The sequence below is a fragment of the Elusimicrobiota bacterium genome, from assembly GCA_041660925.1.
In the GTDB taxonomy this organism is placed as follows: Bacteria; Elusimicrobiota; Elusimicrobia; order UBA1565; family UBA1565; genus JBAZUV01.
Map to the genome: position 1 here is coordinate 57,728 of JBAZVI010000002.1, position 23,935 is coordinate 81,662.

The window sequence follows — 23,935 nt, forward strand, 5'->3', positions numbered from 1 at the left end:
GGCTCTTTCCTCCCCGCGTACGGTCCTGACGCTATGGGTCGGGGTGTCGGTGAAGAGGGCGATGCGGGGGCGGGAGGTGGAGGGTCAGCGGTACTTGCCGCGGGCGACGGGCATGCGCCGGCCGATGCCGAAGGCCTTTCCGGTGATCTTCACTCCGGGAGCGGCCTGGCGGCGCTTGTACTCGGTGCGGTCGATGCGGTCGAGCACGTCGAGGACGAGGGCCTTGCGGTGTCCCCGGCGGACGATGGCGTCGAGCGTGCGGCCCTCCTCGACGTAGGCGCGCATGATGTCGTCGAGGACCTCGTAGTCGGGGAGGTCGTCCTGGTCCTTCTGTCCCGGCTTGAGCTCGGCCGAGGGGGCCTTGCGGATGGAGCTCTCGGGGATGCGCTCCCCTCCGCGGTTGATGAAGCGCGCGAGCTCGTAGACCGTGGTCTTGGGCACGTCCGAGATGAGGGAGAGCCCCCCCGCCATGTCGCCGTAGAGCGTGCAGTAGCCCACCGAGCACTCCGACTTGTTCCCCGTCGAGAGCAGCAGCGCCCCGCGCTGGTTGCTCAGCGCCATGAGGAGCATCCCGCGCAGGCGCGCCTGGACGTTCTGCTCGACGAGCGAGCCCGGCGCGGCGGTCTCTCCGAGCGCCCCGAGCGCGGCCTGGTGGATGGGGTTGATGGGGAGCATCACCGTCTCGACGCCGAGGTTGCGCGCGAGGGCGAGCGCGTCGTCGACGCTCCCTTTGCTGGAGTACTTCGAGGGCATGAGGACGCCGAGCACGTTGCCCGGGCCGAGGGCGTCGGCCGCGAGCGTGCAGACGAGAGCCGAGTCGATGCCGCCGCTCAAACCCACGACGGCGCGGGTGAAGCCGCACTTGCGCGCGTAGTCGCGCAGGCCGAGCAGCAGGGCTTTGTAGATCTCCTCGGTCTCTCCCTCCGCGCGCAGGGCGATGGCCGGCGCGGCGGCGTCCGGGTCGACGAGGACGAGGTCCTCCCCGAAGCCGCGGGCGAGCGCGACGAGGCGTCCCTTCGCGTCGAGCGCCATGCTCGCGCCGTCGAAGACGAGCTCGTCGTTGCCGCCGACGAGGTTGCAGTAGAGGAACGGGAGGCGGTGGCGCCGGGCCTGGCTGCGCAGCATCTTCAGGCGGAAGCCGCGCTTGCCGCGGTAGTAGGGCGAGGCGGAGAGGTTGAGGAGGAGGTCCGCCTTGGCCCGGGCGAGCGCCGCGACCGGGTCGCGGTCATAGAGCGGCTTCTCCCAGAAGGAGCGGTCGTTCCAGGCGTCCTCGCAGACGGTGACGCCGAGGCGGCGGCCTTCGAAGGGGATGGGTTCGTTGCGCGGGGAGGGCTCGAAGTAGCGGCCCTCGTCGAAGACGTCGTAGGTCGGGATGAGGGTCTTGAAGCGCCGGGCGGCGACCTTCCCGCGGTGCAGGAGGGCGGCGGCGTTGAAGAGGGCCTTGCCGCGGCCGCGGTTGGGCTCGGCGTAGCCTACGAGCATCGCGGTCCGGCGGGAGGCGCGGGCGAGCTCCCCGAGGGCCTTGAGGTTCGCGCGCACGAAGTCGGGCTGGTAGAGCAGGTCCCCCGAGGGGTAGCCGGGGATGCACAGCTCGGGGAAGAGCACGAGTCCGGCCCCGCGGCGCTCGGCCTCGGCGTAGGCGTGCAGGATGCGGTCGCGGTTCCCTCGGATGTCTCCGACGGTGGTGTCGAGCTGGGCGAGCGCGACCTTCATCCGCGCAGTTCGCGGCAGAGGTCGGCGAAGATCCCGCCCGCGCCCATGAAGGCCGACTCGATCTCGTTCTGGACGGCGACGATGACGGGCGGCTGGACCATCTTCATGACCCGCGCGACGCCCTGCAGGCCCCAGGTGAGCATCTCCTGGGGGTCGATGCCGACGTCCTGGGCGGCGTCGGCGGTGCGGCGGAGGATGAAGACCGCGGACATCGGCAGCTCGCGCTCGATGAGGAGGATCCCGGCCAGAGAGCCGGCGACGACCTGGCGCACGATCTCGTCGGGGGCCTGCTTCGCGTCGCGGGTACCCTTGATGGCCGCCACGATGGTGCGTTTGACGAGGTCCGCCGTCTTGTCGGGGGCGTCCGGGACGCCCTTGAACTGGGAGACGACGATCTCCCGGGAGAGCTTCTCGAAATCGTAGGCGTTTTCAGCGTCCATCGCCTGTAATATACAAAAAAGTATCATGTAGCCATCATGACCGGGTCCCTGCGGCGGCTCCTCCTGCTGGCGGCGGCGCTCCCCGTGCTCGCCTGCGCGAACCCGCCGAACTTCGTGAAGAAGACCCCCGTGCTGAGGACGCTCTACCGTCCCCCCTTCAAGCCGTACCTCGACAGCCCGGTCTTCTCCTTCGAGATCCGCCGCTCCTGGACGGGCCCCGAGCCCGTCGCCGGCGGGACGCGCTATCGCTCGAAGGACGGCGCGTCGACCATCGAGGTGGCCTTCCACGCCGAGAACGCGAAGGGCTGGCGGCCCGTCGCGGAGCTCCGCCGGGACATGGCCGCCTGGGGCTCGGTCGAGGACACGCACACCGTCGTCCCCGTTCGGGTCTCCACCGCGAGCGCCTACCGCGTCGCCTTCACGAGCTACGAATACGACCCCGAGTACCTGCTCGGCGCGAGTTCCCGCGTCACCTTCACGGACTTCGTGCTCGTGCCGGACCCCGAAGGGATCATCGTCGCCCGCCTGCGCGTACCCAAGGGCGACTATGAGCGCCACTTGCGGACCTTCAACGAACTCCTGCGCTCGATGGTCATCCGCACCGTGACGTCGGCCGCCGCCGAGGAGTGAGCGGGGCGTTCCGACGGGCCCCGCTCACTCCCCTCACCCCCGCCCCCTCGCCGGCACCCCGACGCTGATAGTGCCGCAGACCGGACGCTTGCGGAACCTGTAGTCCGGTCGCCCGCGTGGCGGTAGAGGGGAGGTAGTTTAACGGCGGGGCGTTCCGACGGGTCCCCGGGGGCCCTTGGGCCCACCTTGCGCAAGGCCTCCCGACCCTTCATCCCGGGCGCATCGCCGGCTATCCTGAGGACATGGGCCTCACGCTGTGGCCGCGCACACGGGCGGGCGGGAAGGCGGAGAACCGCCGCGACCATCGCCACTTCTGCGACTTCAAGCTCTCGCTGCTGGACGGTTCCCGCCGCTCCGTCCCCCGCCCGGCGTTCCTCACCGACATGAGCCGCTCCGGCCTCGGCCTGCGCACGGACCTCCCCTTCTCCGTGGGCGACAAGCTGGGCGTCCAACTCGCGCTCGCGGGCGGCCGGCGCATCGACGCCTCGTGCACGGTGCGCTGGACGCGTTCGGAGGGCTTCCTCAACTCCTACGGTCTCGAGTTCGAGGGGCTCGCCCGACGCGACCGGGCAGGCATCGCCTCTCTGCTCGAGCCGGCGCCCGAAGTCGACCGCGTGGGGCTGTTCCTGCAGGCCGGCGCGAGCATCGTCCTCGTCCTGGTCTTCGCCGACCTCATGGCCGGCAGCGACGCCGTGCGCTCCTCCGTCGTCGGAGCCCTCCCCTACGTCCTCATCTTCGGCGGCTGCCTCGCCGGGCTCTGGGCCTCTTTCCGGTCGTAAGAGCGCCCGAAACGTGATTGTCGCGTTTGGGACCCATATAGGCCTTTAGTCCCATGTCGTCATGGGCCGTTCGGGGCACGCTATCCCTGACGGGAGGGCGCGCCATGGCGGAAACGGATCGGCGCCGGCATCACCGATACGACCAGGAAGTCAGCGTACAGCTGCGGGGCCAGAACCCCTGCAGCGTCCTCCATGTCATCGATATCAGCATGGGCGGCCTGGGGTTCCAGCTCTCCGAGCCCCTGAAGGTCGGACAGAAGATCGCCTTCCGCATGGACCTCCCCGCAGGACCCGTGGACGGAGTCGCGGTCGTCCGCTGGCTCGCCCCCCACCATCTGGGCTGGCGCTGCGGCGTGGAGCTCCGGGACCCGGGCTACCTCGCCCGGCGGCGCATGCGCCTCTTCCTGGAGCCCTGGTCCTTCAACGCCCTGCGCGTCTTCGACCGCCTTCTCATCGTGCTCGCGCCGACCATCCTCGCGCTGGCCATCCTCGACTCGGTCTTCAGTCGTTGAACCGCTGACGCAACAGGGAAGCCCTTGGCACGAAGGGCTTCCCTCTTTGTCCGGGAGGAGACGACGGGTCTAGAAGTTTTCCCTGCAGCGGGGGTCGAGCGCGTCCATGAGGAACGGCAAAGGGCCCTGCGGGGTGACTCGGAAGCCCCAGCGCTCGTGGCCCCAGAGCGGCTCCTTCGTCGTGTAGGCGAGGACGAAGGGGCTGCCTCCCCGGGTGGGGTCGTAGGCCACGAACTCGAGCGCGCGGGTCTCCGCCATGAGGACGTTGGGCATCGCGACGCAGCCCCCGAGCATGTCTTTCCCTTCGAAGAGCCGCATGCAGCGGCGGTAGGTCTGGGAGACCTGCGTGCCCTCGACGAGGAGGAAAGCGTCCTTGAGCCCCTTCACGCGCAGGCGCGAGCCGAAGTCGATCTTCATCTGCAGGCGCAGAGGGTCGGGGTCGGCCGCGAAGTTCCGGCCCTCGTCGTCGCCCGGCTTCACGGCGAAGGAGCCGGTCTTGAGGTCCTCCACGTTCGCCTTGCGGATGGCGAAGTCGAGGCGCTGGTAGATGCTCTCGCGGACCTCGTTCTTGAGGGCGTAGAAGTGCGCCTTGGAGAGGTCGAACGCCGCGTTCTCCTTGAGGAGGATGGCGACGACGGGGGTCCCGACCGTCGCGAAGGCCTCCCGGCTCTCCCCCTTGAGCCACCAGGCGCGCACGCGGGAGGGCTTGCGGTCCGTGCACGCGGCTCCCCAGTTGGCGCTCGACTTCGCGGCCGTGAACTCCTCGATGCCCGCGCTGCCGATGACGAGGAGGCGGCTGCCCTTGGCGATGCGGCCCTTTCCCGCGCTCCGGTCGAGGAGCAGCCAGCGCCCGTCGAACGCGTAGACCGGGAAGATGTTCGAAGAGGAGCGCCGCGGTTCGGCGGTCTTCGGGTTTCCGGCGACGACGTCCCCCACCGTGTAGAGCGTCCCGTCGACGCCGCGGGCTTGGGGCCGCCCGTCGTCCATCCCGACGTAGCCGGTCTCGGCGGCGCAGGGCGCGGCGAGGACGGCGAGGAGCGCGAGGAGGCGGAGGATCATGACCGGATTCTAACAAACTCCGCGGGAGGACATCACGGCGCCGCGTCGGGCGGGGCGAAGGCCGTGAGGAAGGCGTCGAAGGCGTCCTTCTCTCCGGAGAAGGCCTCGCGGGGGGCGCGCAGGCGCAGCGCGTAGAAGCCTCCGCCGCGGATGGGGCGCAGGTGGACGCTCTCGCGCTCCACCTTGCGGGTCGAGCCGTACTGCCACTCGTCGCGGGCCATGATGCGCAGGCGGTACATGCTCGGCTTCGGGATGTCCGGGACCTGCTCGCCCTCGGCCATCGCCATCAGGATGCCGGTCCCGAAGCAGGTGGAGACTACCTGCCGCTGCACGGGACTCAGGCGGGAGCGGAACTCCGCGAGGTCCCCCTCGCCGGCCTTGAGGCTCCGGTAGCGGCGCAGGGTGCGCCAGGCGTCGAGCTCGATGCAGCGGTAGAGCCGGTAGGCGTCGCCGCCTTTGGGGAAGCGGCGGGATTCGAAGAAGCTCAGGCGGGGAGGCGAGGGCGAGGTGCCCAGCGTCTCCGCGTACGGATCGCCCTGCTGGACCTGGCGGGTGAAGGTCTCGACGTCGATGCCCTCGTAGAGCTCGAAGGCGCGGCCCCCGATCTTCCGGACGGCGCGGCGCGCGCCGGCGCCGAGGTTGCGCGCGAAGACGGCGGGGTCGCCGTCGGGGTCCTCCGCCGCGTAGCGCTCGACGATGAGCGCGGCCTCCCCGTCGTGCAGCCGCTTGGAGAAGACGGCGACGATCGGCGCGCCGAGCCGGGCGTCGCTGGCCTTGTAGCCTTCGGGCGGCGTCAGGGTGATCGGGGCGGCGGTCGAAAGGAGCGTGGAGGTTGCGAGGACGACGGCGGCGAGGGCTTCCATTGGTGGGGATTCTAGCATACGGCTCGTTACTGGCCAGCAGCCAGTAACTCGCCCGTGCGTGCATCGAACACCGCCCAGCCCTCGCCGGGGGTGACGACGGCCACGCGCAGGCCGTCGGCGCTGTAGACGATGCGCGTGCCGGTGGCCGGGTGGATGAGCCCCTCGCGGGCCCACTCGGCGAAGCGCCGGCGCAGCCAGGGCTCCCCGTCGTGGAGCACGAACCAGCCGTCGCGCGTGCGCCACCACCAGCGGTCCTGATGGCGCACCATCCGAGGACTTCCGCTCGTCGGCGTCCACCAGCGCGCGCCCTTGCGGATGAGCCAGGCCCAGCGGCCCTCCCGGCCAGCGCCCCAGGCCGCGCCCGCGTGCAGCCACGCGGCGTTCTTCCCCGCGTGCCAGTGCGGCTTGCGCGCGCCGCCGTCGGCGGCGCGCCAGGCCGCATAGGCCGGTTCGGCGTCCGGCGGCTCGAGGCGCTCGATGAAGGCCGGCGGCGGGACGCTCGCGCGTACCGGCGTCCCGTCGGGCAGGGCCGCCGGGGTGAGCGCCCTGAGGTGGGCGAAGCTCGGCGCGGCGAGCTTCCCCGTCGGCGGGTCGAAGGGGTCCTTCCCCAGCCAGTGCTTGAGGGTCGGCGGCCGGAACTCGAAGGGACGACTCTTCTTCGCAGGCTTCGACGCGGCCTTCTTCGGGGCGCGCAGGGCCGCGAGCAGGGGCTCCGGCAGCGGCGCCATCCGGCCCTCGAAGTCCGCGCGGGCCTCGACCGCTTCGACTTCGCGCCAATCGTCGATGTCGGTCCCGTGCGTGGAGCCGCCGTTGCGGCGGTGTCCAGCTCTCTGTCCGCGCACGCGCTCGGAGGAGGCTCCTCCTGAAGCGTGGGAGTCCCCCCCCGCTTGCGCGGGGGCATCCGCATCGTTGGCGCGCGTCCATTCCCCCGCCCGGGATGCGCGGGCCGACAGGTCCGAGAAGGCCCCCGCGCCCACGGCGTCGCGCAGAGCTTCTCCTTCGCGCGGACGGGCGGAGTCCGTCGCGCGGGCCCGGGCCGAGCTGTGCTCTGAGAGCCGGGCGAGCGCCCGCTCGAGCCGAGTCAGGTCCTCGCGGTAGAAGGCTTCCACCCGCTCGGGAGTAGGCGACGACGCCTCCGGACGGGGCGGGTTTGGCACCGCGCCCTTCCTCGGCGGAGCGCCCGGCAGCAGCGAACGCAGCGCGCTCAATGTCCGGCAATCGCTCAGGAAGGGCGGCAGGTCGTTTTCGGGGAGCAGGAGCAGGGCGAACGAGAGCCCCGCCAGCAGGCCGCCCAGTCCGGCCGCCGCTTTGCGCCTCCAGGAGACCTCTCCGAAGGGCATGGCATACTCTTGCTCCGGAGAGGTCCAGGGGGCAGGGCCGCGCGGGCCTCCCGATACAGGGCCTCCGGGCCTATATTGTCAGTGAAGGGGCGGTTTGGGAGGTCCTTCGAGCTTCGTCAGGCGCGCATCGTGGCTTCGGATCGTCTTCCCGTGCTCGGAGAGGATGTGGTCGTTCATGATGGTCTTCTCGTCGTTGCTCGCCATCCGCTGGAGGGCGACGCGGATGTAGTCCTTGAGCTCCGCGAAGTCCTTCTTCGTGGTGAACTCCGTGCGCATCGCCTTCAATTCTTTTTGAAGGGAGACGACCATCCCAGCGATGCGGTTGGTGATGGCCTTGTGGCTTTCCCCATCGGCCCTCAGCCAGCTGACATCGGTCTTCAGCGTGCTGACATCGGCTTTCAGGGTGCTGATGTCGGCTTTCATGGGCGCAAGTTCAGTCTTCGTCGCCATGTCTGCGATGTCCCGCTTCATGGCGATGCCAAGCTGCTGGATGTCATTCTTGGTCGCGATGGCCAGCGCTTGCAGATCGCGCTTGGACGCGGTGGAGAGTGCTTGCAGATCGCGCTTGGTCGCGGTGGAGAGTGCTTGCAGATCGCGCTTGGTCGCGGTGGAGAGTGCTTGCAGATCGCGCTTGGTCGCGGTGGAGAGCGCTTGCAGATCGCGCTTGGACGCGGTGGAGAGTGCTTGCAGATCGCGTTTGGTGGCGGGAGCGTTGAGTTCGGCGCTCTTCATGTCGTCTTCCATGGTAGCAGTTCCCCTCTTTTCGGATAAGGGCCCAAGGTCCCATACTTGCCCGGGTCTGCCCAAGTTACGATTGAGAGGTGCGAATAGTTCCATTGAGGGAAGCGCGGCCGGACGGGAGAAGGGATGAAAGCTGATGCTCCCTAGCGGGAGCGCGAGCTCTTCAGGTCCAGCTCGAAGGCGATCTTCGAACGATTCTCCCAGAAATGCGCCATCTTCTGCCTTGCCGACTTGCGGGGACGCGCAGAAGAGGCCGCGGCTTTTCTTGGTCGAGAGGCGGTCATTTCTTTATGAGCTTGTCGGGGTCGAGGCCGGCGAGTTTGAGGTCCTCGCGCACCATGAGGCGCACGAGCTCCTTGAAGCCCACCTTCGGCTTCCAGCCCAGGGCCTTGCGCGCCTTGGAGGCGTCGCCGATGAGGAGGTCCACCTCGGTCGGGCGCAGGTAGCGCGGGTCGTAGCGGACGAAGTCCTTCGGGTCGAGCTCGACGAGCCCGAAGGCCTCGTCGAGGAACTCGCGCACGGTGTGGGTCTCGCCGGTGGCGATGACGAAGTCGTCGGCCTTGGGCTGCTGGAGCATGAGCCACATCGCCTCGACGAAGTCCTTGGCGTAGCCCCAGTCGCGCTTGGAGTCGAGGTTCCCCAGGTGCAGGTGTTCCTGCTTCTTGGCCAGGATGTTGGCCAGCGCCATCGTGATCTTGCGGGTCACGAAGGTCCCGCCGCGGCGCGGGGACTCGTGGTTGAAGAGGATGCCGTTGGCGGCGTAGATGCCGTACGCCTCGCGGTAGTTCACCGTGGTCCAGTAGGCGTAGACCTTGGCGCAGGCGTAGGGGCTGCGCGGGTAGAAGGGCGTGGCCTCCGTCTGCGGCACCTGCTGCGCCTTGCCGAACATCTCGGAGCTCGAGGCCTGGTAGAAGCGCGTCGGGATGCCCGTGTCGCGGATGGCGTCGAGGAGGCGGGTCGTGCTCAGGCCCGTCACGTCGCCGGTGTACTCGGGAGTGTCGAAGCTCACGCGCACGTGGCTCTGGGCGCCCAGGTGGTAGATCTCGTCGGGCACGAGCTTGCGCAGGATGTGGTTCAGGCCCGAGGAGTCGCTCAAGTCCCCGTAGTGCAGGAAGAGCTTCACGCCCTCGGTGTGCGGGTCGCGGAAGATGTGGTCGATGCGCTCGGTGTTGAACGAGCTCGAGCGCCGGATGACCCCGTGCACCTCGTAGCCCTTCTCCAGCAGGAGCTCCGCCAGATAGGACCCGTCCTGCCCCGTGATGCCCGTGATCAGCGCCTTTTTCGTTGCCATGTCGTCCGCGATTCTAGCAGTTTTCGTCCGAGGAGCTACTCGAGTGGAAGCGAATCGATAGTGGCAGGCGGGGAGTCTAAACCGGCGAGGAAACGCGCTACGAATTTTGCAGCGATGAGCCCGGCGAGCAGGATGAGGATAAGTCGGAGTTGCGTGGCGTGGAAGCGCCGCACCTTCATGTACTTCTTGTAGACGACACCGTCGCGCGTGACCTTCCCGATGAATTTGCGACGGTATAATACGCGTTCCCAGCGGGAAGAGGGCATAGGCACATTTCTCTGTTGTCTCTCTCCGTTTGGAGCGAGAGTCGGATGTGCGCGGAAGGACGGTGCATCCTACAAATTACAGGAGCATCTCTTCATCCCGATGGCATGGGAGCGTCGAGGGCTTTGATTTCTGCTCATGCAATAGTGCTAGCTCATGTCCGCGTCGAAGCATCGGCCGCTCAAGCAGATAGAAACTGATTGTGGCGCAGATGAACGCCGCAAGGACGTTCAAAGGGAATGCCTGTGCGAGACCCAGCGGCCGTCCTGCGAGCTCCGACCCGCTTACGAGGAATATCTGTTGCCAGAGGTAGAGGCCGTAAGAGATTCTCCCTACCCAGCGCAGCCACGGCAATTCCAGCATGCGACCTGCCAAGGTGTGGGGATTCAGCATCGTGCATGCGACCAGCGCGGCAGCGGATATCCCAAGGAGCATCGTCATGAGCGGAGGACGAAAGATGACGATCGCAAAGAAGCCGAAGAAAAGGAGTGGGAACTTCGATGGGGAAAGGACGCGTCGGGAGCGTGCTAGCCACGTGGGATACTCGAATAGAATCGCGGTGAGGCATCCCCAAAGCAGGCCGTCGAACCTCAGATCCGTCCGTGCGGAGCGGTTGAGGCCGGGTATAAACGCATCGACGATCCCGAATTGCCCATCGAGATTCCTCCAGATCGGGAGAATGAGTACGGCAAGAACGAGAGCGGTCCTTCCATTCCGTATGCCCAGCATCGCGAGACATACAGGCCAAAGCAAGTAGAACTGTTCTTCGATGGATAGCGACCATATGTGCGCGGTGTACCATCCGTGTCCCGGCGCATATGTGAGCAGGTTGCGAATGTGGAGAAGACAAGTCATCCATTCTCCGCGAGAGACATTCACTCCAAAGAGTATCGAGATAACCGCCAAAATGAATAGGAATAACGCGTATGCGGGGATGATTCGGAATGCTCGACGGAGATAAAAAGGCAGAAGGGCGAAATCTCCGATTTTCCGTTTATCGCGTATCAGTCTGTTCGTGATGAGAAAACCACTGAGCGTAAAAAAAAGGTCCACCCCGCAACTGCCGTTGCGCAGGATATTATCGAAAATCCAGGAGAGGACTCTGCCGGGTGGGGTCGGCATGGCTGCGCTGGCATGGGCGACCAAGACGAGGAGTATAGCGACGCCTCTCCATCCATCCAAAGTCGGGAGATGCCCTTGTAAGAATGAACGCGCATCCTTTTCGCGTTGCATCGCTAGAAGATGCGGCTTCGGAATACGAGGATCTGATAGGGGCGCATAAGATGGCGCCCGCCCATCTCGATCAGGAGTTCCGGCAGGTAGCGGCGCGGCTCGAAGAGCGGGATCCAGTGCCGATCGAAGAGTGCCTGCGGGCATTCGATGTAGCGGCTGGTGGTATTCGCGATGACGATGTAGTCGCGCAGGCGGTAGCGCCAGGCTTTCGCCTTGAGGCCAGCGGCGAGGTTTGCAAACGGAGGCGGCTTCGGAGTTCCTTTCTCGAGGATCGGCCGCATAACGGCGAGTTCCCGGACCACCCAGGTCAGGGCGAACCATAGCGCGGGAGCGTCGGAGAGTACCGCTCCATTCGGCCGGCGGTAGGTGTAGAACCAAAGGCCCTTTGCCCCTTCGAGAATGGCGTGATAACTCATGAACCGGAGCTCAAGAATGTCAGGGAAGCGGCCGATGGCCGGTTTCCCCGACGGGGGTTTTAGATAATCGCGCCAATCCATCGCTTGCAGAACCGCCCATACCGGCTTCCCATTTGCTGCGGCGACGGTCATCCTCACCTGTTCACCTAGTGATTCGAGGGGCCGATGGGGCACTGGGTACCAATCCACCATCAGGGCGTCGCCGCTGGCCGAGTAGCGCTCGGCGGAAGCTCCCCGACCGACGACGAAGGCCGTGGGCGCTCCGTGGGACCAGCCCTTCACTTTACGCTCGAAGGCGGCGAGCTCTTCCGGAGGGGTCCTGGCGACGTCGGGTTCGTCCTGGAGATACCAGGCGGCGAGTGGGAACCCTTTCGTCGAGACGGTGGAGGTCAGAAGTTCGTGTGGATGGACGAGAATCCGCATCCGCTCCTTCCGAGCCGCCGATGCAATCGCGTGGAGGGTCGAGGGCTCCCGCGAATAACTCTGGAGCGCGTTGAAACCTTCCCTGCTCAGTAGCGCGACGGCAGCCGGGTCGTCGACCCCAAATAGGCCGAGCGGGAACCATTGCCCCGGGGCGGACGGTTTTCGAGAGCAGCCGCAGGTTATGATGAGAAGTCCGATGAAGAGTCTCTTCACGGCGACCGGGTGGGTGCTGCGGGCTGGTATGCAGGGACCAAGTCTTTCATCATGTTCCGGATGGGCGCAGAGTCCGCAAGCGAGCACAAGCGCTTAAGTTCGCTGATCTGGTCGCGCAAGATCGAGAGGTCGGCCTCTTCGGGGACGGCGGCGAAGATGTCGGGGTGCCCGGTGTCCATGCGCACATCGTGTGGACGAAACAGCTCCTCGTACATCTTCTCTCCGGGACGCATCCCTGTGAAGACGATCTTGATGTCGCGATCGGGTTCGAATCCCGAGAGAAGGATGAGGTTGCGTGCGACGTCCAACACTTTGACGGGTTCGCCCATGTTCAGCACGAAGATCTCCCCGCCTCTGCCCAGGAAGGCTGCATGAAGGATGAGCTGGACGGCCTCTTCCGTGGTCATGAAGTAGCGGGTCACATCAGGATGCGTGACCGTGACCGGACCTCCCTGGGCGATCTGCTCCTTGAAGATGTTGATCGCGCTGCCGGAACTCCCCAAGACGTTGCCGAATCGGACCGATATGAACTTCGTCGAAGACGTCCCGGAGAACGCCCGGATGATCATTTCCGCCATGCGCTTCGAGACGCCCATGACACTGGTGGGGCGGACGGCCTTGTCCGTCGATATGAAGAGGAAGCGCTCGACGCCGTGCCGGGCGCACTTCTCGGCGAGGAGATGGGTGCAGAGGGTGTTGTTCTTGACCGCTTCCTGGGGATTCGATTCCATGAGCGGGACGTGCTTATGCGCGGCGGCATGGAAGACCAGTTGTGGCCTGTGTGTGACGAAGAGGTTTTCCAGCAGGTCGGCGTCTCCGACGTCGCCCGCGATGGCGAGGCGCGTGACGACGGAGTTCATGGCGGAAAGCTCCCGGTCGATGTAGAACAAGTCGGTGTTGTGCTTCTCCAGAAGCAGGAGCTTCGAGGGACCGAATCGCATAATCTGCCTAGCGAGCTCCGAGCCGATGGTCCCCCCCGCGCCGGTCACCAGTACGGTCTTGCCCTGAAGGATGCCTCGGACCGAGGCGAGGTCGGTCTTCACAGACTTGCGAGGGAGGAGGTCGGCGAGCTCGATCTTGCGCATGCCGCGGGGCTGAGAGTTGTCCTTGCGCAGGGTTTCCTCGAGGGTGGGGACTGTCTTGAACTGGACTTTGAAGCCGTCTGAGTGGGGGCAGATTTCCATAAGACTCTTGATCAGCGGGCCGCGAGAGTGGTTCACGGCCACGACGATCTCATCGATCTGCTTCTGGGCGATGATCCTCGGCAGATCTTGACGGCAGCCGAGGATGGCGATTCCATGGATGCTCCGGTGGAGCTTGGCAGGATCGTCATCGATGAAGCCGATGACCCTGTGCGTCTTGTAGTCTCGGCGTTGCATGTCGCGCACGATGCTTTCCCCCAGGTCTCCGGCGCCGAAGATGAGCACTCTGGGTAGGCTCGAAGTGTCCTGCTGATAGCGCCATTCGCGCGTGAGCCGGATGGCGAACCGGATCGAGCCGACCAGGATGAGGGTAAGGAGCGGGTCGATGAAGAGCACCGATCTCGGGAATCGCGGGTGCTGGATGAGCATGAGCGAGGCGATGATGAAGATCTGGCTGGAGCTGACGGCCTTGAACAGGGCGTTCAAGTCCGACATGCTCGCATAGCGCCAGACGCCGGCGTAGGCTCCGAAGTACGCGAAGGCTCCGGTGCGGAGAAGGACGACGATCCCGATCGTCGACGCGCAGATGCTCAACTCATGCCCGGGCACCTGGAAGTCGAATCGGAGAAGGAATGCAAGAGCGTAGGAGACGAGGAAAGCCGAGATGTCCGCGAAGAGGACTAAGGGGCGGCTGAATGCAATGAGTCTCTTATACATGGTCGCAGAACTCGAGGTATCTCGGGTGCCGAGCCGTTCGGCTCGGGTGAGCATATCCGGCGGATAGAGGAGTATTCACCGGGCGGTGCTGTCGACGCGGAGCAGGGTCTTCACTCCAGCCCCGGACTCCGACAGTTCCCATGCGCGCGAGAACTCCGCTAGCGGGAGGGGTTCGGAAAGCATAGATTCCGGGGAGAGTCGTGCTAGGATCTTCAGGGCCTCCTCGAAGTCTTCCCCGCTGCTTCCAACGGAGCCGATGACGGACTTGTCACTGCCGACGATGGACTCGAAATTGAAGGGGACCTCTGCGTAGGGAAAGCCCAGGAGGAGCAGGGTGGCGCCCGCGCGGCTCTTCGATAGCGCCGAGTGCAATGCGCCGACATCTCCTGTCGCCTCGATGAGGATGTCGAAATCCGCAAGGGCTGCGAGGTCTGTCGATACGGCGATTCCCGCCTCCTTGAGGACGCTTAGGCGTCCTTCGTTGCGGTCGAAGGTCGTCACGGATTCGCCGCGCAGTGACAGGACTTTCGCGGCGAGATGCCCGATGGGGCCGGCGCCGATGACTGCATGGCGAAGTACTCCACGAGCGCCGTGTGTCGAAGCATCGAGGCGACGCAGGGCCTTCAAGACAACCGCCGTGGGCTCGCATAGACAGGCCGCTCGAAGCGAAACCTCTGGAGGGATGCGATGGACGAATCGCCCCGGCACGACGACGTATTCGGAATACCCGCCGTCGCGTCCCATCACACCCACTTCAGCCCTTTGAGAACAGCCAATGGCGTTCCCGCGCTGGCAGGGTCCGCAATCGCCGCAGCCCTGGATGCACTCAGCGACGACGAGGTCTCCTTCCGCGACGTTCTCGACGCGCGGCCCCGCTGCGACCACGGTGCCGGAGAACTCATGCCCAGGGACGATGGGATAACGGGCAAGGCCGGTCCTATAGTATCCGAGGGAGCCGTGGTAGATGTCGAGGTCAGTTCCGCAGACGCCCTCGAAGGCGACGCGGATGAGCACGTCTCCGGGGCGGATCTCTGGCAGTTCGATGTCGACGTACGCCGCGTCACGCGGCCCGCGGACGACGACGGCCCGCGAACGACGGTCGAAGAAAAGGCGCTCGCGCTTGAGGGGGTTGTCCATCGCGGCGCCGTCGAGGACTCCTGCGCAGGTCCCGCGGAGCTTCTCCCAGCGAAAACGAAGGATCTCCGGGGTCTTGGTGAGGAGTTTCCCTTCTCTCGCTGCCCTGCGAAGGTCGCCCGCAGTACGGCGGGCTTCCTGGACCAACGCGACCGGCAGATCCCGGCGGTTCAAGACGCCTATCCACTTGGCGGCCTGCCCTTCGCGATAGAATCTGCGACGTACCTGGCTCCAGTTCTCGTCATGGATATGACGAATGTCGGCCTTGGCGGCGTAGACGACGACGAAGCCTTGCTCCATCCAGTGCTTCGCCCATTCGATGTCCTCGAGCCCCGGCAGGGTCTCGTCGAAGGGGTGTTTCTCCCAGAGGTCCCGGCGGATCGCCGAGTTCGCGTTGTTGGCGAAGAAGTCCGGAGGTGTCAGGATTCGGTCTGCGACGCCGAACGTGCGCTGGAAGTCGAGCTGCTCGGAAAACTTCGAGCGATCGTCGCCGGATTGCCGCCCGTAGACCATCGCGGTGCGCCCGTCGCGGAGGGGCTTTATCAGTTCTTCAAGCCAATGCATGCCCGCGGGAACGGTGTGTGCGGAGACGATGGCGAGGAAGCGCCCCTCGGACGCTTGGATCCCCACGTTGAGGGAGTGCCCGAAGGTGAAGTCGTGACGGGTCAGGCGAACGAGGCGATGCGTCCGTTCCGAGGCGATTTGCCGGGTGTGGTCGAAGGAGCCGGAATCCACGACGATGATCTCAAAGTCTCTGTAGCTTTGCGCGGCAAGGCCGTCGAGCAGGACCGGCAGATGCCGCTCTTCGTTGAATGCGCGGATGATGATCGATGTCTCAGGCATCGGTGGGCCCGACGGCGGCCGGAGCGAGTACGCGGAGGAGGTTCAGGATCGTATTCTCGTGGACCCTTGCCGCGGAGGATGGACTGCTGTTCGCGTTGTGCGGGGAAAGCAGGCAGTTGCTGTGGCGGCGCAACGGGCTGTCCGCCGGAAGCGGTTCTCGCTCGTAGACATCGAGTGCGGCTCCGGCAAGTCGTCTCTCGTCGAGCGCTTGCGCCAGCGCGGACTCCACGACGACCGGGCCTCTCGAAGTGTTGATGAGGTACCCCGAAGAGCGCATCCTCTTCAAGGCCGCGGCGTCGATGAGACTGCGGCTGGTCTCGTTGAGGTCGGGGTGGAGGGAGACGAAGTCCGACTCTTCGAGGAGTCGTTCCCGGTTCACAATCGACATCCCGACGGCGTCCAGATAACCTCTTTCCGGGATGACAGGGTCGCAGCCGAGGATGCGCATGCCGAATGCCGCCGCGCGGCGGCCTACTGCCCGGCCGATGTTTCCCACCCCGATGATTCCCAAGGTCTTTTCCTTGAGTGCGAAGAGTTGGGGCTTCTCCCAAAGGCCATTGCGCATATCCTGATCCATGCGGGCGAGACCGCGCGCAAAGAGGAGCATGTATCCAAGGACAGTGTCTGCGACGGGCTCAGTGAAAGCATCGGGTGTGTTTCTAACGGGGATTCCGCGAGCCGCCGCCGCGACCTTGTCGATCGAATCGATGCCTGTTCCCCATTTCGAGATGACCTTGAGTCGCGGAGCGGCGTCCAGGACCTTTGCGGTGATCTGGTCGTCTCCGCAGATGATTCCGTCGACGTCCTTGATCAGCTCGAGAAGCTCTCCTTCCGTCAGGCGCTCGCGGACTCTGGCGATGACAAGCTCGCAACCGGCCTCCTCGAGGCGCCTACGGTAGATGTCGAGGACGGGCATGACGTACGGCGCGGAGATTAAGACGCGAGACTTCATCGGAATGCCTCTCGACGGTACTGCGCGAAGGCGGGGTCGCTGCGCATCAGTCGTTCCGCTCGACGCAGGTCGGACGGCGTGTCAACCGACTGTGTCCGTTCCTTTGTGCGAATCATGCGGACGGGGATCCCGTGTCCCACGAAGCGGAGCATGTCGATGGATTCTGCCTTTTCGAGGGCGGTCGGCTCGAGTCTTTCGAAAGCAAGGAGCGCATCCCGGCGGAATGGGATGACGCATACCTGCTTGAAGACCCGCAGATCGCGGAAGTTCACGCGCGCCGTCGTCGGGATGGGCTCCCTGGAGAAGTAGAGGGCGTCCCCCCTCTCGTCGGTCACGACCTTGATCGTGTTGGGGTCTGAGAAGTCGCGCTCGTCATCGATGGGGGCCATCAGGTTTACGCATTGGACCTTCGGGTCCTCCCGCATGGGGAGGAGCGCTTGCTCCAGCATCCGCGTGGTGATGAGCGGCTCGTCGCCCTGGACCATAAGGATGATCGTCTCCTTGCGCGACCGCGCTATCTCCGCGACGCGGTCGGTGGCTCGCTGGTGGGAGGGAGAGGTCATCACGGCCTGGGCACCGAAGGCGGCGGCGGCGCGGGCGATCTCCTTGTCGCAGGTCGCGATGAGGACTCTGGAGATCATCGGACAGCGCCGGACTCTCCTCCATACATGCTCGATCATCGGCAGGCCGGCGATGCGGGCGAGCGGCTTCCCCGGGAAGCGGGTCGATGCCATCCTCGCGGGGATGACGCAGAGGACCTCCGCATCCGTGCGGTTCAACTCAGCTCGACGGAGACCTGGCATTCGAGTGTGCCTCCCGGGAGAAGTTCCGCGCAAGTGCCGTTCTTGAGCGCCGCGCCCAGATCCTTCGGCATGTTCGTGCAAGGTTCGAGGACCACGGTGTAAAGGTCCCGCCAGCCTCCGAAGGTCATGAATAGCCAAGTGAAGGGAAATACGTGAAGAGGAAAGTGCAGGCGGATGCGGCGTCCCGTACGCGAATCCCTGACTCCGCACCAGCCCGCTGGGAGGTCTCGGACGCAGAGGAAATCGCGGTGCTTATGCTCGGGAGAGGGCAGCTCTTCGAGGTTTACTCGGCGCCCTTCTGGGCCTGGGGCGAGCGGCCAAGTGAAACCCCCGCCAGAGACGATTCGAGTCCCGAAGCCTTCTTCGATGGGGAGGACAGTCCCTCCAGGGAGCTCTAGACGATGATGAGGTGTCACCGCGATGGGGAGGTGCTGTTTGAAGAGAAAGCGCAAGGGTTTGTCATCGAGATTGCGGATCCGGTAGCGGATGTCCATCCGTGCCGCTTCCGGGTCCATGGAGACGGTCTTCTCGCAGTAGGCGGGGACGGAGGCTGTCCTCAGGGTCATCTGAGCGCAACGCTCTGTCTCCTCGCAATCCCATGCCCGCGACCACCATTCCCCATGATCCGGTAATCTTCGGCCCTGAAACGAGCATTCCGCGTCATTCGGGAAAAGCTCTTCCCAGCCGCCGGACCAATGGTCGTCGTATCCGGCGCTTTCGTGCGGGCGCTGCAGGCCGACGTGCGGGTTCCGCCAGATCCATTCGGTTCCCGTGGCCTTGTCGACCAAACTCCAAATCTTCGCGCCGAAATCCGGAAGGATGTCGGCGTGCATTCGGGGGTTTTCAAGGCGAATGACACGGTGAGCGGCGCTGCCGCAGTGGCCTTTCGTGCGCACCGTCATCTTCCCGTTTGGCATGGAGGGATTCGCTCTAGCGTAGTCAGCCCTTCGCCGGGCTCTCCGCAGTGCAGATCTCGTGATGGAGTGCGACATATGTCGGGGGGCACCAATGAGGGAGCGTGCCATCCCCCCCGCGGACGTCCGTCTCGAACACCGGCGTGGTCTTCCCGAATCGCGTTAGAAGCGTGTTCTTGGCGGCGACGTCCTCGAACTTGTCAAGGATGACGAACTTGTAGCCATTGTAATCGTCTGCCTTCTTGAAATCGAGATACGCGACCCCATGCGCTTCACAAAGCCTCCTGTACGCGGAGGCGATCTCGACCCGTTTGTCCCGGTAGTATTCACGGAGTTCAGGGCCCGTCATCAGCATGTGAATCAGGCAGGCAGTCAGTTCATTCGCACGGAGATTCAGTCCGTATGAGAGCGTCATGTCATGCTTGTCGTAGATTAGGAAGCGTCGGACCCAGGAATAGACGTCCGCTCGCCGTGTGGAAACGAGGCCTCCCTCTCCCGATGGGAGGATCTTCGTAGCATAGAATGAGAACGCGAGGTCGGCATACGCCGATCCGAGAACTCCCTCGAGGTAGTGTGCGTGGGCGGCATCCACGATGAGAGGTATTCGGTTCTTCTCGCAGTAGGATTCGATCTCGCGGTATGAGGGTGATAGGAATCCTCCGATCACCGAGTAGACGACTACGGCGGCGCGTGGGTCCGGGAGGGCAGCGACCGTCGAGGCAAGAGATTCGGGAGTCATCGCCAGGAAGTCTTTTGTGGCGGAATCGGCGACGAGGACCTCCATCCCCAACAGCTTCGGGACCGTGTAGAGCGCTCGCATCGTGTTCGATTGGATGATGACGTGAGTCTTCGAGCAGGCATATTTGTAGTATGCCAACAGGCAGAAAATCGCGGCCCCTCCAGAACAAACGGGGACCGAGTCCTTCCCCGGAAGGAACTCTCGGGAGGATTCCTGATAGAAGTGTCCTTCCGCGACCTTGCCTGTCTTAAAAAGCTCCTCGGCCTTGCGCAGGTATGAGGCCACAAGACAATCGGGGAATGAGACGATATTCATCGGTCCTCCCGCCTCGCCGGATGCTCCATGCTGTTCGTGAAATCGTACAAAATTGCCTCTTCGATGAGGCAATCCCGTCCGACTCAGTTTGATGCAGCTATAAGGTAAGAGAGAACGGGCGGCATGCCGTCAACTCACGCGCCGGGTGCGTGGGAGTTCGACGGCATCGAGAGGATACTCGGATGTCCCGATTCAAGACATCGTCCTGCCAAGGTCTCGCAATACAATGCACCCATCTTCTCGACATATCGGGCCATGCTGAACTTCTCGCTCCAGGTCCGGTACCCGGCTTCCCGCAAGGCGGCGAGAGAGGCTGACGGCGCGGCGAAGATTCGAAGAAGGCGATCCGCCAGGACAGAGGGATCGTTCGGCGGGATGAGGAACCCGTTGGTCTCGTCCTGGATTATTTCCGGGACTCCCCCTACGGCAGTGGCTACGACAAGTTTCTTCAGACACAGCGCCTCGAGGATGCTGTTCGGGATGCCTTCGCTTTCCGATGGGAGTGCGACGACGTCCGCGGTCTTGAGCGCGGCGGCGACATCCTCGATGTGACCCTTGAAGTGTATCCAATCGCGGACTCCCTCAGCGACGGCCATGCGGCAGAGAGCGTCGAAGTAGAGGCCTCCCCCGCCGTCCGTGGCGGATTCGTGGGAACCATAAACGACGACCGACAGCGGGGGTCCGCGTCGTCGGATCAATGCCAGCGCGCGCAGGAGAGTCTCGAAGCCCTTCCGTACGGTGATGCGGCTGACGACCGCTAATATCGGAGGGAGAGGTTCTCCGTCGGCGCGGACGATGTCTGGCTCCGCCAGAGGAGGACGCCCGTCGTAGATGCACGCGATCTTCGTCGGGGAAATCCTGGAACGCTGGATGAGCTCATCTCGGAGGTATTCGCCGTTCACCGCGTAGGCGTCCACATGCGTCTGGGTGAGACGGTCGAGCTGGTGGTATGCCCACAACACGGACGCTGGCCGGTCGGACCAGTCGAGGCTTGTGTGCATGCGGAAGATATGACGCACCCCCGGGGAACTCCGCCTGACCAAGCGGCAGACGATGCTCTCGCGAAAGGCGTTCGATTGGAGGAGACGGATGCCTTCGCGGCGGGTGAGTTCGAGGATGCGTGCCGCCGCTGGCCACGGGCGCCGGAACATCAGTTCGGGTATCACATGCACGCCGAGGCCCGTCTCGGTGAACTTCCGGGCTAGAGGCCCATCCCTTCCCGTCAGGAGGAGTGGGCGACAGTGCAGACGGTCGCGCAGATGGATGGCCCAGCGGTGGACCTGCCCTTCGATTCCTCCCAGCGAGGAGGCCCGGCGCACCAGCCCAATGGGGCATCCCTCGGGCAGTTCAGATAGAGTCATGACGATGGCGGACGGATGAATGCAAGATAATGGGTGCACAGGAACGGCACGCGACTCAAGAGCGCACAGACGGCCGGCGAGTACGGGGCAAGGGCTCGCGTGATGGGCGGGGCCAGGGTGATCGGAATCAGTTCTATAGTGGAATCGGGGAAGAGGCTGAAGATCTCGGCGCGAGAAATCCCGTGGACATCGCGGTTGAAAGGGTTGTCGATGCGGAAGTCGTACCATACGATCGTCCCATTTGGAGCAAGGACGCGGACCATCTCCCGAGCAATTTCGGCCTTTAATGCGGAGTCCGCGATCGAGGTGAACATCGTGCTTTGGAGTACGATGTCGAATGCTGCGTCGGGGAGTCCAGTCCGGGCGGCGTTCCTGCAGAGGATGCGGACGCTCCCGCCGGTGCGGTAGAGGGCCTCGCGGGCGCGCGCTTCGATGAGTTCGATGCCGATGAGATTCTCCGGCCGCACGCCCCATCGAATGAACTCGAGCAGCCAGGTTCCTTCGCCGCACCCGAGCTCGAGAACGTGCATCCCGGGGAATTCGGGCAGGCCGATGCGCTGCAACGCATGCAGGACGGCTTCGTTTCGTTCACGGGTCATGAGGATGTGCGCCGGATTGTCGTCGGAATAGCGGGCGTGTACATCGGCTTTCTCTCGGCGCTTATACGACGCGCGTATCCGCGCTTCTTCGTCCTCGAAGTCGCGGGAAGGCTCTCGGATCATCATGTCTTCGCTGGCGGGAACTCTCCCGTCTTCAAAAGGGTACGGTAACGCTTCTGGGATTCCCCCCCCAGCCCGAAGAAGAAGAATTGCGCGAGTTCCGACAGGGCCGCCGCCTCCTTCTGCGGAGCCGCGCGCGCTTTGTTCCAGAGTCCCAGGAGCCCCCTTGCATCCTCGAATTCGTCCGGATGGTCCGCCATGCTGTAATAGCCCGCATCCTTGTATCGGAAGACGGGTACGGCGCGGACGAGCATCTCATTGTAAACGGTCGATGTCCGTGCGACGCAGAAATCGATTCGAGAGGCGAAGTCGTCCATCGCCAGATCGAGCGACCCCATCCCGACGCAACGATGCAGCACCTCAGCCTCCGGATAATCTGCGCGCACGTTCAAGGGGTGCATCTTGACGACATATCGGAGATCGAGAACCTCCGCGACCTTCTCCGCGATGGAGAGCATCCGGCGGTTGCTGCCTTTGTAGATCTCCTGCTCGAAAGCGATGCCGAAGACCCCGGAGGGCGGTCGTGCGGCTCGCGCGGCCTTCACCGCCGCATGGTCGAAATCCAGGTAGCGGGGATGTCCCATGATGAACAACCGCTCGGCGGGGATGCGCTTGCACAGCTCACGGCGAGTGAACTCTCCCCAGATCAGAAACGCATCCGAGACGAAAGACTCGTAATTAATCATGTTGATGTGTGGGTCGCTCTCATCGTAGACGATGATCTGACCATGCTGTAGCGCGGCGGTGCGGCATCCCTGGGCTTTCGCCACTTGCATCAGGACATTCGGCCATGGGAGGGCGTCGCTGAAGGCGAGGGCAAGGCGGTAGCGCTTGAAAGATATCGCGCGGGGAAGAGTGGCGGCGAACTTCACATGCTGTCCAAGGAGGCATGACAGGTAGAGGCGTTGGTCGAGACGAAGTTCGGCCGGAAGCGTGAGGGCGGTCGGGAGCAGCTGTGTGAGGAGATAGTGCAGTCCCGCTGGGCTTGCGGATGCCTCCCAGCCCCGAAGGTCGAGGACGTCGGCATCGTCGGAGAGGGCCTGTATCTTGCGGAAGGTCTCCTCGAGATCGGAGCGAAGGAATTCCCCGTGAACGAGGATGACGCGGGGGCTCTTCGACGGCGTCCGTCTCAGCCAACGGAGCTTGGGAGAAAACGCCAGGAGACGGAGCAGGCCCGAGCAGAGGAAGAGAATCGTCCTGAGTGCTCCCCATTCCGCATGTATCGTCGTCCAGATGTGATATGAGAGGGCAGCGCCATACGCGACGCCGGCGTCGACCTGTCGATCCAGTATGGTGCGGACCTTGCGGTAGAGGAGATATTCTCGACGGGAATCCCTGCAGGGTGCCGCGTGCTCGTAGCGTCTCATCGGGCGGATGCCCGCGCGTATGGTTTCTCTGGGGGGACGGAGGGCAGCGCCTTGGCGAGGACGACGAAAACCTGGTCCCCTCTCCCCTCCTCGTTGAGCTGGCGCGCATTCGACCGGAATCTTCGCAGTTCCTCCTTCGTGAAGATGCTGTTGCGCGGAGACTTTATGTGGGATCGATCGGACATCAGGGGTATGTCTCGGCGATATTGCTCGCTGCCTATGAATTGGAACTGCGTCGAGTCCCATCCCCACCTCTCGATGCGGAGCCCTGCGTGGGACGCCAACAGCTCGAGAGCCTTCCGCGTGAAGATGAAGCAGTGGCGCGGTGCGTCGAGCTGCACCCAGGACGGGCCATAGATCTCCCAACAGTAGTTGGGGAGGATGGGTGTTCGAATTAGGATCTTCCCTTCGTCGGCAAGACACCTCGAGAGCGCAATCAGGGTCGTCTCTGGCTCCGGCACATGCTCGAGGGAATGGTTCATCAGGATGAGATCGAACCGCTCTGCGGATTCCGGGAGAGCGCTCCTGCGGAGCACGAGTCTGCCGTCATCGCTGGAGGCCCCAGTCGGCGGCAGGAATGGGTCGATGCCGCGCAGATGCGAGAACCCATCTCGGTAGAGGGACTGGAGTAGTCCACCTCCCCCGCATCCGACGTCGAGGATGCGGGAGCTGCGGCCTGCACCGGCCCACTCGAGCCACCGATAATGCTCGGGGTAGCCTTGCCAGGCGATGATCAACGCCCCCAGCATCCGCTTGGGTAGGGATCCGTCACCAAGACAGAAGCATGAACGGCATCGGCGGGCGAATGTCTCGAAGAAGCCCGGAGGATGCAGTGGGCCCATCGGAGTGGAGTCGAAGGAGTAGTATTCCGCGGGGTATGCGATTCCTGGACGGAGTTGAATCTCCGCGCGCTGCATCGTCCCGCAGCCTCCGCAGAGGGCATACGTGTAAGGTTCTCTTCCTCCGAAGAACATTTCATGGATTGAGAACGATTCGTTCCCGGTGGCATTCC

General features: G+C 64.4%; 23 protein-coding genes. 3 read left to right on the forward strand and 20 right to left on the reverse strand.

The features are described 5' to 3' along the window. Positions 1–84 precede the first annotated feature (84 nt). Entirely contained in the window at positions 85–1,713 is a 1,629-nt protein-coding gene (locus tag WC969_02840; protein MFA6028773.1) for an NAD+ synthase, read from the reverse strand. After that, entirely contained in the window at positions 1,710–2,153 is a 444-nt protein-coding gene (locus tag WC969_02845; GenBank protein MFA6028774.1) for a hypothetical protein, read from the reverse strand. The genes WC969_02840 and WC969_02845 overlap by 4 nt, the downstream gene beginning before the upstream one ends. A gap of 36 nt (positions 2,154–2,189) precedes the next feature. On the opposite strand from WC969_02845, the gene WC969_02850 reads away from it, so the two are divergent. From WC969_02850 to WC969_02860, 3 genes are all read left to right on the forward strand, one after another. Continuing rightward, positions 2,190–2,783 (forward strand): hypothetical protein, encoded by a 594-nt coding sequence (locus WC969_02850; protein ID MFA6028775.1) that lies wholly within the window; start codon positions 2,190–2,192, stop codon positions 2,781–2,783. 242 nt (positions 2,784–3,025) lie between these two features. Beyond that, positions 3,026–3,562, forward strand: coding sequence for a PilZ domain-containing protein (locus tag WC969_02855; GenBank protein MFA6028776.1), 537 nt, complete (start codon positions 3,026–3,028; stop codon positions 3,560–3,562). 104 nt (positions 3,563–3,666) lie between these two features. Continuing rightward, positions 3,667–4,074, forward strand: coding sequence for a PilZ domain-containing protein (locus WC969_02860; GenBank protein ID MFA6028777.1), 408 nt, complete (start codon positions 3,667–3,669; stop codon positions 4,072–4,074). Between the two features lie 69 nt (positions 4,075–4,143). Here the strand turns inward: WC969_02860 and WC969_02865 are convergent, their stop codons facing one another. The 18 genes from WC969_02865 to WC969_02950 form a co-directional block, all read right to left on the reverse strand. Continuing rightward, the gene (locus tag WC969_02865) at positions 4,144–5,133 is read right to left on the reverse strand and encodes a hypothetical protein (protein MFA6028778.1); all 990 of its coding nucleotides are present in this window, start codon (positions 5,131–5,133) and stop codon (positions 4,144–4,146) included. Between the two features lie 32 nt (positions 5,134–5,165). Then, a complete protein-coding gene (locus tag WC969_02870) occupies positions 5,166–5,996 on the reverse strand; it encodes a hypothetical protein (GenBank protein ID MFA6028779.1) in 831 nt (276 codons plus the stop codon). A 26-nt stretch (positions 5,997–6,022) separates the two neighbouring features. After that, entirely contained in the window at positions 6,023–7,336 is a 1,314-nt protein-coding gene (locus tag WC969_02875) for a hypothetical protein (GenBank protein ID MFA6028780.1), read from the reverse strand. 78 nt (positions 7,337–7,414) lie between these two features. Further along, complete coding sequence (locus WC969_02880) at positions 7,415–8,080, reverse strand: hypothetical protein (protein ID MFA6028781.1); 666 nt, start codon at positions 8,078–8,080, stop codon at positions 7,415–7,417. A gap of 277 nt (positions 8,081–8,357) precedes the next feature. After that, on the reverse strand, positions 8,358–9,368 hold the full coding sequence (gene gmd / locus WC969_02885) for a GDP-mannose 4,6-dehydratase (GenBank protein ID MFA6028782.1): 1,011 nt from the start codon (positions 9,366–9,368) through the stop codon (positions 8,358–8,360). A gap of 35 nt (positions 9,369–9,403) precedes the next feature. After that, positions 9,404–9,634, reverse strand: a complete 231-nt coding sequence (locus WC969_02890; protein ID MFA6028783.1) for a hypothetical protein — start codon at positions 9,632–9,634, stop codon at positions 9,404–9,406. A gap of 76 nt (positions 9,635–9,710) precedes the next feature. Beyond that, positions 9,711–10,865 (reverse strand): acyltransferase, encoded by a 1,155-nt coding sequence (locus tag WC969_02895; GenBank protein ID MFA6028784.1) that lies wholly within the window; start codon positions 10,863–10,865, stop codon positions 9,711–9,713. Positions 10,866–10,867: 2 nt separating this feature from the next. Beyond that, positions 10,868–11,917, reverse strand: a complete 1,050-nt coding sequence (locus tag WC969_02900) for a hypothetical protein (protein ID MFA6028785.1) — start codon at positions 11,915–11,917, stop codon at positions 10,868–10,870. Further along, on the reverse strand, positions 11,914–13,830 hold the full coding sequence (locus WC969_02905; GenBank protein MFA6028786.1) for a nucleoside-diphosphate sugar epimerase/dehydratase: 1,917 nt from the start codon (positions 13,828–13,830) through the stop codon (positions 11,914–11,916). Before WC969_02905 ends, WC969_02900 begins: the two co-directional genes overlap by 4 nt. Before the next feature lie 21 nt (positions 13,831–13,851). Beyond that, the gene (locus WC969_02910) at positions 13,852–15,753 is read right to left on the reverse strand and encodes an alcohol dehydrogenase catalytic domain-containing protein (protein ID MFA6028787.1); all 1,902 of its coding nucleotides are present in this window, start codon (positions 15,751–15,753) and stop codon (positions 13,852–13,854) included. Continuing rightward, positions 15,746–16,705: a phosphoglycerate dehydrogenase gene (locus tag WC969_02915; protein ID MFA6028788.1), complete on the reverse strand. Its 960-nt coding sequence runs from the start codon at positions 16,703–16,705 to the stop codon at positions 15,746–15,748. The genes WC969_02910 and WC969_02915 overlap by 8 nt, the downstream gene beginning before the upstream one ends. Next, positions 16,702–17,508: a 3-deoxy-manno-octulosonate cytidylyltransferase gene (gene kdsB, locus WC969_02920; protein ID MFA6028789.1), complete on the reverse strand. Its 807-nt coding sequence runs from the start codon at positions 17,506–17,508 to the stop codon at positions 16,702–16,704. Before kdsB ends, WC969_02915 begins: the two co-directional genes overlap by 4 nt. After that, positions 17,481–18,533, reverse strand: a complete 1,053-nt coding sequence (locus WC969_02925; GenBank protein MFA6028790.1) for a DUF5107 domain-containing protein — start codon at positions 18,531–18,533, stop codon at positions 17,481–17,483. The genes kdsB and WC969_02925 overlap by 28 nt, the downstream gene beginning before the upstream one ends. Next, positions 18,448–19,476, reverse strand: coding sequence for a DegT/DnrJ/EryC1/StrS family aminotransferase (locus WC969_02930; GenBank protein MFA6028791.1), 1,029 nt, complete (start codon positions 19,474–19,476; stop codon positions 18,448–18,450). The genes WC969_02925 and WC969_02930 overlap by 86 nt, the downstream gene beginning before the upstream one ends. Positions 19,477–19,610: 134 nt before the next feature. Further along, positions 19,611–20,837: a glycosyltransferase family 4 protein gene (locus WC969_02935; protein ID MFA6028792.1), complete on the reverse strand. Its 1,227-nt coding sequence runs from the start codon at positions 20,835–20,837 to the stop codon at positions 19,611–19,613. Further along, positions 20,834–21,562 carry a class I SAM-dependent methyltransferase gene (locus WC969_02940; protein ID MFA6028793.1) on the reverse strand — a complete coding sequence of 243 codons (729 nt, stop codon included), beginning with the start codon at positions 21,560–21,562 and terminating at the stop codon, positions 20,834–20,836. The genes WC969_02935 and WC969_02940 overlap by 4 nt, the downstream gene beginning before the upstream one ends. Further along, on the reverse strand, positions 21,559–22,923 hold the full coding sequence (locus WC969_02945; protein ID MFA6028794.1) for a hypothetical protein: 1,365 nt from the start codon (positions 22,921–22,923) through the stop codon (positions 21,559–21,561). Before WC969_02945 ends, WC969_02940 begins: the two co-directional genes overlap by 4 nt. Next, positions 22,920–23,660: a class I SAM-dependent methyltransferase gene (locus WC969_02950; GenBank protein ID MFA6028795.1), complete on the reverse strand. Its 741-nt coding sequence runs from the start codon at positions 23,658–23,660 to the stop codon at positions 22,920–22,922. Before WC969_02950 ends, WC969_02945 begins: the two co-directional genes overlap by 4 nt. Between the last annotated feature and the right edge of the window lie 275 nt (positions 23,661–23,935).